Raw genomic sequence first — 13719 nt, 5'->3', positions numbered from 1 at the left:
TAGGAATAAAATGCAAAAAAATACTATTAAAATTGATATACAAAAAAATATACATGATAAAAAACTTCATTTTGTTATGAAACGCATAATGGATATAGTTCTATCTTTAATAGGAATCATAATTTTATTACCATTATATATAGTCTTAGTAATTGCAATAAAATTAGACTCAGAAGGACCAGCGCTATTTAAACAAATTAGAGTTGGTAAAGATGGGAAAGATTTTACTATATATAAATTTAGAACTATGATAGTTCAAGCTGAGAGTAAAAGAGAACTTAATATAGACCCAAATGATTTAGAAAATTTCGTATTTCAAAGTAAGTCAGATAATAGAATAACAGTGCTTGGAAATTTTTTAAGGCGTAGCAGCTTAGATGAAATTCCACAGCTTTTTAATGTTTTGTTTGGGCAAATGAGTCTTGTGGGTCCTAGACCTGAAATACCTGAGGTAGTTAATTATTATCCAGAAGACTATCGTCAAAGATTTCTAGTTTTGCCTGGTATTACTGGACTTGCGCAGATTAGTGGAAGAGGAGAAATTGAACTTGGAAAAACTATTTCTTTTGATCTGAAATATATAATGGATTTCAACCTTGCATTAGACATAAAAATCCTCTTTTTAACAGTTGTTTCTGTATTTAAAAAAGAGGGTGCTTATTAAGCATTCACTAATGTGAATGAGCATTAACTATAGTAACTGAGGTTGACTAAAAAATTTAACTTAACCTCTTATTTTAAATTGTATAATTTTATGGAATATCTACAAATGCAGATTATTTGGAGGAGTTTTATGACAACAAGAATTTTTCAGTATGAAATTTTCAATGAAAACATAGGAGCATTGCTTGAAAGTATAAATAATTACGAAAAAGTACATATTGTTTCTGGAAATCCAGAAGTGCTAAGCAATGGACTACAAAATAATATATTGCTAGATAATTTCACGAGTAAAAATTCTATCATAATTCCAGACGGAATTAGCACTGTAATATGTTCAAAAATTGTAGGGCATCCAGTGAAAGAAAAAATTGCAGGGATTGAGCTTATGGATTGTATAGTAAAAAAATGTGAAAGTGAAAACCGGGGAATTTATTTACTAGGAGCTACACAAGAAACAGTAGATATGTGTAATATTAATTTGCGAACTAAATATCGAGAATTAAATATTTTAGGTAGTCATGATGGATATTTTGAAATAGACAATTGTGAAGAAATATTAGTGGAAATAGAAAAATTTAATCCACAAGTCTTATTTGTTGCAATGGGATGTCCAAAGCAAGAGTTATTCATTGCAAAATATATGGACAGACTTCCTTGCAACGTATTTATGGGGGTTGGCGGAAGCTTTGATATTATAGCTGGTAATCTTAAACGTGCACCTAAATGGATGATAAATATAGGGATGGAATGGGTATATAGAGTTGCAAAAGAGCCATTTAGAATAAAAAGATTGTCAACTATACCTAAATTTATTTTAGCGGTTTTAAAGGATAAGTATAAACACAAATAAATTTCATCTATAAAGAAGAGTACAAGGAGGGGATCCACATTAAAGTTTTGCATATCATATCTGGTAATGATAATGGTGGGGGTGGAAACCACGTATTAAACATATGCAACAAAAGCAATGGAAATTTTGAAAACATAATTGGTTGTGTGGGAGAAGGTCCGCTTTACTCAAAAGCTAAAACTATAGATGTTAGCTATAAGCTTTTTACAAACAAGCTTAATAATATGGAGCTTGTTGATTTTATAAACCAGAACTCCATAAATATAGTGAATTTCCATGGTGCAAAACCCTTTTTAATGCATTTAATTTTAAAAAGAAAAATAAAAGTTCCTACAGTTGCTGTAATTCACAGTGATTTTAGATACGATTTTCTTAATAATAAGGTAAAATATTTTATTTTAACACCTCTTAGTATTAAAGGATTAAAGAGCTTTAACAATTATATTTGTGTATCAAATAACTTGAAAGAACTATTAGAAGAAAAAAAGTTTACGGGAAGTAAAGCAGTTGTAAACAATGGTATAGATATAAAAAAAATTAGTGTTGCCACCTCTCCAGAGGATATGCGAAATTATTTAAAATTAAATCAACAGGATTTTGTATATATTATGGTTGCAAGATTGCATCCTATAAAAAACCATAAAGAAGTAATACTGGCCTTTAGAAAATTAACGCTACAGTTTCATGATGTAAAATTGCTTTTAGTTGGTGAGGGAGAGCTTCGACCCCAATTAGAAAAGCTAATAGTGGATTTAGAACTAAAAAATAGTGTTACTATAGTTGGAAATGTAACAAATCCCATAGACTACATAAATTGTTCAAATATTAGCGTTTTGGCTTCTTTAAGTGAGGGCGGAGCACCGCCATTGACTGTTTTAGAATCAGGAATTGTAGGGAAAACCTTGATTTATACTGAGGTAGGAGACTTAGAGTCTATATTAGATGAAAATAGTGGATATAAAATAGAAAACCAGAGCAATGAAAATATTTACAAAGCTATGAGTGCAGCATATTTAGATGTGAATAATTTAAAGGTAAAAGGTGAGAATTTATATAACATTGTTGTAAAAAAATTTACTATAGAAAAATTTTGGGAAAGTTATCTAAGAATTTATAAGAACATACTAAAGAATAAATTTTAATATTGTAAAATCGAAGATTATGATTTAATTCAACAAAAAAATGGAGTGTACGATGAAAGAAAACAAAGTTTTGAAAAGTTCAATGATTGTAATGCTATTCGTAATAATTGGAAAGATTCTAGCTATTGTACGCGATAGCTTAATGTTTGCTAAATTTGGAACTACTTATGCAACAGATATTTATGTATGGTGTTTTGGAGTGGTATTTCTCTTTACTAGTTTAGGATATGGACTTAGTACTACTTTAATACCCATTCTTACGGAATATATTGAGACAAAAGAACTAAATGAGCGAAATAGTTTTGTAAATAACGTGACTAATGTTTCCATGATATTAACCCTGATTATTACAGGGATTGGTATATTGTCTTCTTATTATATAGTGTATTTTTTTGCGAATAACTTGTCAAAAGACCCAATTATATTTAATCAAACCGTAAAAATACTAAGAATAATGTTCTTATCAGTGCTATTTTTAACCCTTCAAGGCATTGTGGCAGGGGCACTTCAAGCTCACAAAGAATTCTCTATTCCGGCTGCTATGGCTGCATCTGCAAGCTTAATATTTATAATTTACTTAAGCTTTTTTGTGGATAGATTTGGGCTTACAGGCTTTGCAATTACAGCAGTTTTAGCCTTTTTCGTGCAATTCGTAATTAATGTTCCAAAGTTTATAAAGCTAGGATACAGGTATAAATTAGAAGTGGATCTTAAGAATAAGGACCTTCACAAGATGTTTTTATTAATGATACCAATAATAATAAGTACTGCAACCATGCAATTTAATTTATTTATAAATAGATCTTTTGCCATGGGCTTATATGAAGGAGCTACTTCGGTTCTAGAAGCTGCAAATAAAGTAACACTTCTCACCTATGAAGTGTTTGCTGTAGCAGTTTCTATGATAGTGTATCCAATACTTTCTACCTTTATTGTTCAAAATAATTACGATGAGTATAAAAAATCCTTAGTGAAATCAATTAATATTATAAATTTAGTTATGATACCCGCTGCACTTGCAATAGTAATATTAAGAGAACCCTTAATTAGTGTATTGTTTTTAAGAGGAAAATTTGCAGTAAGTGATGTTAAATTAGTTTCTACCGCATTAATATTTTATTCACCAACTATGATAGCCTATGGGGTTCGAGACATATTAAATAGAGCATTTTACTCTGCAAAAGACACTAAAACACCAATGATTTATAGTGTGTTGGGAGTGGTAATAAATATTATTCTTAGTGCTGTTTTATATAAGTATATGTCAGTACCAGGACTCACGTTATCATCCTCAATATCCTCTGTTGTTATTACCTTAATGTTACTAGTCCAGATGAATAAGAAATTTAAAGGTATTGCTTTTAATTCTATGCTTAAAACACTGGGTAAAATCTCTATAGCCTCTATTATTATGGGAATTGTAGTATACTTTATTAAAAAAATATTTATAACGAACTTAGCACCGACTTTTATAATTAATGCGATGATTTTACTTCTATGTTCAATCCTAGGGATAATATTCTATTTTTATCTAACAAACCTTTTAAAAATTAAAGAATCTATGTATTTATGGGATATTTTCAAACAAAAAATTGCGAAAAAATACTATATTAAATGATTTTGAAAAAACTGTTTTAGATAGAATTTAAAAACCCTAGCTCTTCATATACAGAGCTAGGGTTTTTAATTTATTTAAGATTATATTACCTATATTATTTATAAAATTTATACATAAATGAAGAAAAACGGGCAAAAAGATGATACAATTTAGAAGGTATTAAATTGATGTTAAAAAATGTGAAATCAAGGGGGATTATTATGGAGAAAACAAAAGGAATTTTATTTATTATTTTATCTGCTATTTCCTTTGGAATTATGCCGATTCTAGCAAAGTTGTCATATCGAGGAGGAGCCAACACATATACCACATTATTCCTTAGGTTTTTTTTCGCAGCAATTATGCTTTTGTATTATTTAAAATCTAAAGGCATTTCTTTGAAACTAGCTAGAAAACAATTATTTTTAGTAATAATGATAGGGGTGTTCGGATTTACATTTACCTCAACTAGTTTATTTATGTCCTATAATTACATAAGTATTGGAACGGCAACTATGATTTTCTATACATACCCGGCTATCGTTACTTTATTTTCCTATGTGTTTTATAAAGAAAAAATATATCCTAGAAAAATCTTATCTTTGATTATTTCCACAATAGGTATATTTATTTTAATTGACAGTAGGAGTGCTAGTTTTAATTTAATTGGAATAATACTAGCAGGTATAGCTGCAGTATTATATTCGTTATATGTGCTAGGTGCATCTCATAAGGAATTTAGGGTCATCAATAGTTATGTTTTAACCTTTTATATTTCATGTGCATCTGCTGTTATGATGTTTATGGCAGCAATCACTACTGGAAATTTTAATATGCATATTTCTTTTTACGCACTTGTAGCAATTTTATTATTAGCATTAATATCTACAGCTGTAGCACTAATGGCATTTTTAGAAGGGGTTAGAATAATAGGTCCTTCTAAGGCTGCAATTTTTAGTACTATTGAGCCTATTGTTGCCTTAACCCTAGGAATAATAATTTTGGGGGAACCTATATCAGTTAGGATTATAATTGGAAGTATAATGATTGTTTCATCTGTAGTGATATTAACAATGGAATAACTAGAGTTTTAAGCCCTTTTTAATTCTAGTTCCATTTCTTTATTGCCTTCATGAAGGTGACCAGCCCAAGAAATATTTTAAGGTGCTAGCAGTTTACCCTAGTACTACATTAACGAATTAAAAATATTCAGAATATTTAATCTAGCATTTTAAGAGGGTTATTGGGTAGTGATAAAGAATATTAATACTATTAAGAAAATTATAAAAGCTGGAGGGAGAAACATATGACAGTCATACAAATTAATGGAAATGATCTTACTTTAGAACAAATAGTGATGGTGGCAAGAAAAGGCTATAAGGTACAATTAACCAAGGAAGCGGAAGAAAGAGTTATTAAGTCTAGAAGTATTGTAGATGAAATAGTGGATAATAATAAAGTGATATATGGTATTACCACAGGTTTTGGTAAATTTAGTGACGTAACAATATCTGGAGAGGACTGCAAGAAATTACAGAGAAATCTAATAATTTCTCACGCTTGCGGAACTGGAAAGTGTTTTTCGAAGGAGATTGTAAAAACTATAATGCTACTCAGAGCAAATGCTCTTGCAAAAGGATATTCTGGAATAAGGCTCAGTACACTAAAAACATTAATAGAAATGATTAACAGTGGAGTATGCCCTGTAATTCCGGAAAAGGGATCACTTGGAGCCTCAGGAGATTTAGCACCACTATCTCATATGGTTTTACCAATGCTTGGAGAAGGTGAAGCAGAATTTAACGGAAAAGTTTTACCAGGAAAAGTAGCTATGGAAAAGGCAGGTTTAGATATTGTAGAACTTACAGCAAAAGAGGGCTTGGCACTTATAAATGGCACCCAAGTTATGACCGCAGTGGGCGCGCTAGCTGTATATGATAGTATTAATTTATTGAAAATAAGTGACATTGCAGCAGCATTAAGTTTAGAAGCGCTTAGAGGTATAAGAGATGCCTTCGATCCAAGAATACATATATTAAGACCTCACACTGGTCAGATGCAAACTGCTAAAAATATTTTGAATCTCACTGAAGGAAGTACATTCATAACCTCTCAAGGAGAGATAAGGGTACAAGATGCTTATTCACTAAGATGTGTACCTCAAGTTCATGGTGCAAGTAAAGATGCATTAGAATATATTAAAAGTAAGGTAGAAATTGAAATTAACTCCGTAACAGATAATCCAATAGTTACTGAAGAGGGAGATGTTATTTCTGGAGGTAATTTTCACGGGCAACCTATGGCAATAAGCTTTGACTTTTTAGGAATAGCAATGGCGGAAATGGCTAGTATTTCAGAAAGAAGACTGGAGAGACTTATTAATTACCAACTAAATGATTTACCAGCTTTTTTAGTAAAAGAAGGCGGTTTAAATTCAGGGTTTATGATAACTCAATATGCTGCAGCAGCCTTAGTATCTGAAAATAAAATTTTAGCACATCCAGCTTCTGTTGACTCTATTCCTTCTTCTGCAAACCAGGAAGATCATGTAAGCATGGGAACTATAGCAGCTAGAAAAGGCAGAGATATTATTGAAAATGTACAAAGAGTTTTAGCAACTGAGATTTTGGCAGCATGTCAAGCTATAGATTTTAGAGAAGGCTATACTTTAGGATTAGGTACAAAGGAAGCCTATAGAGTGGTTAGGGAAAAGGTACAGTTTATTGAAAGAGATGTGGTTATGTATATTGAATTAGATAAAGTTACTAATTTAATTGCAGATGGATCAATAGTGGAAAGCGTAGAACAAAAGGTAAAGGTAATAGTTTAAATTACAATAGCTAAATTATATTTTCACAGTATAATTTAGCTATATACTAAAATAAAAAATAAACTTTAGGGGGAAAATAAAATGTCAAGAATAGTTGAATGTATACCTAATTTTAGTGAAGGAAGAAATAAAGTAGTAATTGAAAAGATAGTTGATGCAGTTAGAAATGCAGAAGGAATAAAATTACTGGATTATTCATCAGATAGTGATCATAATAGAACTGTTGTTACTTTCTTTGGAACACCAGAAAGAGTAGAACAAGTTATTTTAGACATGGCAGCAAAAGTTTATGAAAACATTGATATGACCTTGCAACAAGGTGCACACCCTAGAATGGGAGCACTAGACGTAGTTCCTTTTGTACCAATTAGTGAGGTAACTATGGAGGAATGTGTTGCACTAGCTAAGAGAGTAGGTAGTGAAATAGCTAGTAAATTTGATGTGCCAGTATATCTATATGAAAAGGCAGCATCAGCACCTCATAGAGAAAATTTAGCTGTAGTTAGAAAAGGACAATATGAAGGTTTTTTTGAAAAAATCAAAGAAGATAAATGGGCACCTGATTACGGCAAAGCTGAAGTCAATGTAAAAGGTGGCTGCGTTGCAATTGGAGCAAGAGTACCACTAGTAGCTTTTAATGTAAATTTAGGTACTGATAACATTGAAATTGCTGATAAAATTGCTAAAACTGTTAGAAATCTTGGTGGAGGTTTAAGATTTGTAAAAGCTATGGGAGTAAAACTTGAGGACAGAAACGTAGCTCAGGTATCTATGAACTTAGTTAATTATGAAAAAACAGCAGTTTATAGAGCTTTTGAAATGGTTAAGATGGAAGCAAAACGTTATGGTGTTTCTGTAATCGGAAGTGAAGTTATTGGACTAGTACCAATGGAAGCACTAATTCAATGTGCGGAATACTATTTACAAATAGAAAATTTTTCAATGGATCAAATTTTAGAAAAGAGAATTTGGGAATAAAATTTGAAGTTTACTTTATATAAACTGTAATAACTATGGTATTACAGTTTATATAGAATGGAGGAAAGTATATTGGATATTATAATAAAAAATATTGATTGTCTAGTTACTTGCGAAGGAAGCTATAGAAAAAAAAGTGAAGAATTTAAAGATGCCAAAATTAAAAAAAATGGCTATGTAGTCATTGAAAATGACAAAATAAAAGCTGTAGGAGAAGGAGATGGGTACAAAGAATATCTAACTAGCGAGTGCACAGTTATTGATGGAGAAGGAAAAACTGTTACGCCTGGGCTTATAGATCCACATACCCATGTTGTATATGCCGGTTCAAGAGAAAATGAATTGCCACTAAAGCTAAATAAGGTTGGATATATTGAAATATTAAATAGTGGTGGGGGAATACTAAGTACAGTTGAAAACACTAGAAAGATTAAAATAGAGCAGCTTATAGAAGAAAGTAGAAAAAGGCTTGATATAATGCTTAAACATGGTACTACTACTGTTGAAAGCAAATCAGGATATGGTCTCGATTTACAAACTGAGGTTAAAATTTTAGAGGTAAACAAAATTTTAAACGAAACTCACCCTATAGACATAGTATCCACATTTATGGCTGCACATGCGTTGCCAAAGGAATACAAAAGCGATAGAGAAGCATATATTGGAGAAATAATTAATAATATGATTCCATATGTAAGCGAAAATAAACTTGCAGAGTTTATTGATTGTTTTTGTGAGAAAGGCGTATTTTCAGTAGAAGAGTGCAGACGGATTTTAACAGCAGGGAAAAAATTTGGGTTAAACATAAAAATTCATGCAGATGAAGTTGAAACAGTAAAGGCTGCGGAACTTGCAGGTGAGCTAAAAGCTACATCAGCAGAGCATTTAGTTGCAGCTTCAGACGAAGGAATAAAGGCACTAGCGGAAAATGATGTGGTGGCTGTACTATTACCATCAACTTCATTCTATTTAATGTTAAATCATTTTGCTAGAGCCAGAAAAATGATAGAAGAAGGTGTGGCTGTATCACTGGCTACAGATTGTAATCCTGGCACTTCACCTACGGAATCATTACAGACAGTTATGACCTTTGCTTGCTTTGGAATGAAAATGTTCCCAGAAGAGATTATCAATGCAATGACAATAAATGCGGCCTGTGCCATTAATCGCGAAAGTGAAATTGGAAGCATTGAAGTAGGCAAAAAAGCTGATATTGCCATATTTAATAGTAAAAATTTAAATTACCTAATATATCATTTTGGTGCTAATGCTGTAGATACAGTAATAAAGAACGGAAAAATTGTTATACAAAATTAAATTTAATGAAGGAGAATATAAAATGTTAGATGAAAAAACTGTAAGAGAATTTATTAATGAGTTAGGTTCAAATTCCCCTGCGCCAGGAGGTGGAAGTGTTGCAGCCCTTGGAGCATCGCTGGCCAGTGCTTTAGGCGCTATGGTGTTCAATTTAACGGTAGGTAAGAAGGCATATAACGAATATAGCGATGAAGATAAAATGCTTGTTAACAAATACCTAGAGGAATGTCTTAAGCATAAGGACAAATTTTTAGATTTAATGAACAAAGATACAGAGGTTTTTTTAATTCTCATGTCAGCTTTTAAACTTCCAAAGGAAAGTGACGAAGAAAAGAAAATAAGAAGCGCTAAAATCCAAGAAGGATATCAAAAAGCATTAGAAATTCCACTAAGTGTTGCAGAAGAATCATACAAAATATATGAGTATGTTAAGATAGCAGCTAAGTTAGGTAACAAAAATGCAATTTCAGATGCAGGTGTGTCAGCTTTAATGCTTCAAGCATCCATTGAAAGTGCAATTTTAAATGTTAAAATAAATCTTTCTAGTATAAAAGATGAAACTTATAAACAAGAGATTACTGAAAGATGCAATGAATTAATAAAACAGGGAAGAGTAAAACGTGACGAAATATTATCTGTTGTGGATGAAAGCATGTAATTACATTAAAAAAAATAACAAGTTCAGTATGATAGCATACTTGACTTGTTATTTTTTTCTTTCACCATAGTCTGCATTTATGATATACTTTAAAAGAATTTTAATATACTTTTAGGTAGATAGGTGGGGGATAATAAATGCTAGATTTGTTTCAACAGAAAATATGTGAACTATATAATATTATTTTAAGTCCAATAGATGATATGTTTAAAATAACTGCGTTAGAAAATTATAAAAGGGAAATAGAATTTTCACATCAGAAAAGCTTTGGCAGTGCTTATTATGAGTTTATTAAAAACAATAAAGAAAAAGGCACTGTGTACACTCCAGAACCCATATCTTCTTATATGATAGAAAATACAGTAAAGGCAGAGCAGATAATAGAGAACCCTTATATAAAAATTGTGGACCCTTCATGTGGTACAGGAAATATATTAATTTGTTGTTTCAAACTTCTAAGAAGTTTATATGTAGATAATTTAAATATAATAAATGATAAAAATGGATTGAATTTAAATTTGCAAAGTATTGATGAACATATAATAACACACAATTTACATGGTTTTGATATTGACGATATAGCTACAAAAATTCTTATTATAGATTTATATGATTTAAGTAAGGGTAGCCTATGCAGTAATATTTTGAGTGTGGATTTTTTATTATATGAAAGTGAATGTAAATATGATATTTTTATAGGCAATCCACCTTATGTGGGTAAAAAATCAATAGATAAGGCATACGCAGACCATCTGAAAGTTAGATACAGCGATGTTTATAAAGACAAAGGAGATTTATCCTATTGTTTTTTTAAAAAGGCATTAGAAAACCTTGAAAATGGAGGAAAGCTCACTTTTATTACTTCTAGATACTTTTTAGAATCACCTAGTGGGGGGGATTTAAGGAAGGTATTAAAGGAAATGTGCACTATAGACAAAATCATCGATTTTTACGGTATAAGACCATTTAAAAATATAGGAATAGATCCTGTGATTCTGTTTATAACAAATTATAAAAATCAGGATAGTGAAATTCAAATTATGAAACCAATTACTGTAAAAGGTAAAAACAAAAGTGACTTTTACAATAGTATATTTTTAAAAAGTGGAAACAAATATAATAGTTTTTTCCTTAATAAAAACAAATTAAATGACAAGGGTTGGATTTTAATAGATGAAAAGCAGAGAAATATAATAAATAAAATAGAACAAAGGTGTTTTACGCATCTAAGTAATATATGTAATAGTTATCAAGGGGTAATAACTGGCTGTGACAAAGCTTTTGTAGTAAGTGGTGATACTGCTCTAAAAGAAAATATTGAAATGAATTTAATAAAACCTTGGATTAAGAGTAGCTACATAGAAAAAAATTCCATTTTAAGACAAGATTGTTACATAATATATTCAGATTTAATTAAAAATCCACAGGAGTACCCAAGGGCTATAGCTCATATTGAGACAAAGGCGGAAAAGCTATTAAAAAGAAGAGAGTGCCAAAGGGGCATTAGGAAATGGTATGAGCTTCAATGGGGCAGAAGTCAAAACATATTTGAAGCAGAAAAGATAATTTTCCCTTTTAAAGCAAGCAGCAATAGATTTGCCCTTGACAATGGAAGTTATTTTAGTGCGGATGTTTATGCACTGATATTAAAAGAAGATGTGCCTTTTACTTATGATTTTCTATTATATTTATTAAATAGTAAAATCTATGAATTTTACTTTAAGACCTTTGCAAAAAAACTAGGTGAAGATGCTTATGAGTATTATCCAAATAATTTAATGAAATTATGTATTCCAATTATGATAGAGCTTAAGGGCAAAGACGAGAATTATTTATATGATTATTTTCACTTTAGTGAAGAAGAAAAAAAGATTATACTCCACGAAGTATAATCTTTTTTTTGCTTTTGGCATAAATCTTGCTATGAATATAATAAATTATTACAATTTAGGAGGAAACTATTATGGCTAATTTAGAAAAACTAAACAAGGTGTTACGAGATGTATTTGATTTTAAAAAATCAGAGGATATAAGTGATAATTTGGGACCAGATGATATAGAAAATTGGGATTCTTTAGGACATGTAGAGCTTATAACAAGTTTAGAAGAAGTTTTTGACATATCCTTAGAGGTGATAGATATTTCCAGAATGTATACCATAGGAGGAATTAAGAAAATACTTGGAAAATATGGCATTCAGATATGACCTTTACAGATTATGTTTTCGAGTTTTCATCAAAATACGATAAAACCTCTGTAATTTTTGAAAATGAAATAAGTTATAAGAAAATTTTTGAAAATGTAAATAGGAAAGCTTCTTTTATAAAAAATAAGAAGTTTTCTAAAAATGAGGCTATACTCCTGGTTTCAGATAATTCTAATTTTTTTATTGAGAATTATTTTGGAATAATTAAAAGTGGAGTCATTTGTGTTCCTATAAATCCAGCATTAAATAGCAATGAAATAAAGTATATTATTGACTCTCTTAATATTAAGTTAATTTTTACGCAGAATAAATTCCGCGAAAAAATAAAGAGATTGGTTTGTGATGATGTTGAGATTTATACACAAGACAGTGAGTGTGATTTTACTGAAGTGCATGAAAAAAAATATAGTGAGGATATAAATATAGAAGAAGACGTAGCTGTAATACTCTTTACTTCTGGGTCCACAGGAAGTCCTAAAGGGGTAATGCTTACTCATTATAATCTAATGTATAACACAAATTCTATAATAGAATACCTGAAGCTTTCAGTGCAAGATAGAGTGGAAATGGTTTTACCCTTTTACTATTGCTATGGAACTTCAATTTTGCATACTCATTTTAGGGTAGGTGGAAGCATTGTAATTAATAACAGATTTATGTTTCCGCAAACAGTTGTTGAGGATATAAATAAGTATAATTGCACAGGCTTTTCAGGGGTTCCTAGCAATTATCAAATACTTCTTAGAATGACAGATATAAAGCACACTAAGCTTCCAACCTTAAGGTACGTAACTCAAGCAGGAGGAAAATTGTCAGAGATTTTTATAAGTGAACTAATAAATGCGTTAAAAGGAGTAGATATTTTTATAATGTATGGTCAGACTGAGGGAACAGCAAGGCTATCTTATTTACCACCACATTTAATTAATGAAAAGATGAATTCTATAGGAAAAGGCATTAATGGAACGGAACTGGTGGTTTTAAATAGCCAAGGAAATCCTGTGAAATCTGGAGAAATAGGTGAGATTGCTGCCCGGGGTGGAAATGTAATGAAGGGATATTTCAATGACAAGGTAGAAACGGAAAAAGTTATAAAGCAGGGATACTTATATACGGGAGATCTAGCAAAAGTGGATGATGAGGGGTATATATATATAGTTTCAAGAGAGAAAAATATTATTAAAAGTGCTGGAAATAGAATAAGTCCTAAGGAAATAGAAGATGTAATATTACAAATTCCTGAGGTAGTGGAATGTGCAGTTATTGGAGTTTACGACGATATTTTAGGCGAAGCAATAAAGTGCTTTGTAGTATTATTAGAAAATAAAGCTTCTATAAACTTTAAATATATATTAGATTTTTGTAAAAAGCAATTACCCTCCTATAAAACTCCAAGGTATATAGAATTTCTAAAGGTTCTTCCCAAAAATTCCTCTGGTAAGGTGTTAACAAAAAAACTTAAATAACAGTAAGAGGGT

At 30.7% G+C, this 13719-nt stretch carries 12 protein-coding genes; all 12 read left to right on the top strand.

Features of this window, described 5'->3' with window-relative positions:
• The first annotated feature begins 10 nt into the window (after positions 1–10).
• The 12 genes from G9F72_RS14900 (at position 11) to G9F72_RS14845 (ending at position 13707) form a co-directional block, all read left to right on the top strand.
• Positions 11–664: a sugar transferase gene (locus G9F72_RS14900; RefSeq protein ID WP_164955438.1), complete on the top strand. Its 654-nt coding sequence runs from the start codon at positions 11–13 to the stop codon at positions 662–664.
• Between the two features lie 129 nt (positions 665–793).
• Positions 794–1513, top strand: a complete 720-nt coding sequence (locus G9F72_RS14895) for a WecB/TagA/CpsF family glycosyltransferase (protein WP_164955437.1) — start codon at positions 794–796, stop codon at positions 1511–1513.
• 47 nt (positions 1514–1560) lie between these two features.
• Positions 1561–2655 (top strand): glycosyltransferase, encoded by a 1095-nt coding sequence (locus tag G9F72_RS14890; protein ID WP_164955436.1) that lies wholly within the window; start codon positions 1561–1563, stop codon positions 2653–2655.
• Between the two features lie 52 nt (positions 2656–2707).
• Positions 2708–4273, top strand: coding sequence for a murein biosynthesis integral membrane protein MurJ (gene murJ / locus G9F72_RS14885; RefSeq protein WP_164955435.1), 1566 nt, complete (start codon positions 2708–2710; stop codon positions 4271–4273).
• Between the two features lie 200 nt (positions 4274–4473).
• Entirely contained in the window at positions 4474–5334 is an 861-nt protein-coding gene (locus tag G9F72_RS14880; RefSeq protein WP_164955434.1) for a DMT family transporter, read from the top strand.
• 224 nt (positions 5335–5558) lie between these two features.
• Positions 5559–7082: a histidine ammonia-lyase gene (gene hutH / locus G9F72_RS14875; protein ID WP_164955433.1), complete on the top strand. Its 1524-nt coding sequence runs from the start codon at positions 5559–5561 to the stop codon at positions 7080–7082.
• A gap of 81 nt (positions 7083–7163) precedes the next feature.
• Positions 7164–8060 (top strand): glutamate formimidoyltransferase, encoded by an 897-nt coding sequence (gene ftcD / locus G9F72_RS14870; RefSeq protein ID WP_164955432.1) that lies wholly within the window; start codon positions 7164–7166, stop codon positions 8058–8060.
• A 78-nt stretch (positions 8061–8138) separates the two neighbouring features.
• Positions 8139–9377, top strand: a complete 1239-nt coding sequence (gene hutI, locus G9F72_RS14865) for an imidazolonepropionase (RefSeq protein WP_164956047.1) — start codon at positions 8139–8141, stop codon at positions 9375–9377.
• A 22-nt stretch (positions 9378–9399) separates the two neighbouring features.
• Positions 9400–10035, top strand: a complete 636-nt coding sequence (locus tag G9F72_RS14860) for a cyclodeaminase/cyclohydrolase family protein (protein ID WP_164955431.1) — start codon at positions 9400–9402, stop codon at positions 10033–10035.
• A gap of 137 nt (positions 10036–10172) precedes the next feature.
• Positions 10173–11927: an Eco57I restriction-modification methylase domain-containing protein gene (locus tag G9F72_RS14855; RefSeq protein ID WP_164955430.1), complete on the top strand. Its 1755-nt coding sequence runs from the start codon at positions 10173–10175 to the stop codon at positions 11925–11927.
• A gap of 71 nt (positions 11928–11998) precedes the next feature.
• On the top strand, positions 11999–12241 hold the full coding sequence (locus tag G9F72_RS14850; RefSeq protein WP_164955429.1) for an acyl carrier protein: 243 nt from the start codon (positions 11999–12001) through the stop codon (positions 12239–12241).
• On the top strand, positions 12238–13707 hold the full coding sequence (locus G9F72_RS14845) for an AMP-binding protein (RefSeq protein WP_164955428.1): 1470 nt from the start codon (positions 12238–12240) through the stop codon (positions 13705–13707). Before G9F72_RS14850 ends, G9F72_RS14845 begins: the two co-directional genes overlap by 4 nt.
• Positions 13708–13719 lie beyond the last annotated feature (12 nt).

The sequence above is a fragment of the Clostridium estertheticum genome (genome assembly GCF_011065935.2).
GTDB classification, from domain to species: domain Bacteria; phylum Bacillota; class Clostridia; order Clostridiales; family Clostridiaceae; genus Clostridium_AD; species Clostridium_AD estertheticum_A.
The sequence above is the reverse complement of the archived record's forward strand: the minus strand, read 5'-3'. Positions and strand labels throughout refer to the sequence as shown.

Coding starts and splice junctions, on each gene's coding strand:
- G9F72_RS14900 (WP_164955438.1), top strand. CDS start 11: ATGCAAAAAAATACTATTAAAATTGATATACAAAAAAATATACATGAT.
- G9F72_RS14895 (WP_164955437.1), top strand. CDS start 794: ATGACAACAAGAATTTTTCAGTATGAAATTTTCAATGAAAACATAGGA.
- murJ (WP_164955435.1), top strand. CDS start 2,708: ATGAAAGAAAACAAAGTTTTGAAAAGTTCAATGATTGTAATGCTATTC.
- G9F72_RS14880 (WP_164955434.1), top strand. CDS start 4,474: ATGGAGAAAACAAAAGGAATTTTATTTATTATTTTATCTGCTATTTCC.
- hutH (WP_164955433.1), top strand. CDS start 5,559: ATGACAGTCATACAAATTAATGGAAATGATCTTACTTTAGAACAAATA.
- ftcD (WP_164955432.1), top strand. CDS start 7,164: ATGTCAAGAATAGTTGAATGTATACCTAATTTTAGTGAAGGAAGAAAT.
- G9F72_RS14860 (WP_164955431.1), top strand. CDS start 9,400: ATGTTAGATGAAAAAACTGTAAGAGAATTTATTAATGAGTTAGGTTCA.
- G9F72_RS14855 (WP_164955430.1), top strand. CDS start 10,173: ATGCTAGATTTGTTTCAACAGAAAATATGTGAACTATATAATATTATT.
- G9F72_RS14850 (WP_164955429.1), top strand. CDS start 11,999: ATGGCTAATTTAGAAAAACTAAACAAGGTGTTACGAGATGTATTTGAT.
- G9F72_RS14845 (WP_164955428.1), top strand. CDS start 12,238: ATGACCTTTACAGATTATGTTTTCGAGTTTTCATCAAAATACGATAAA.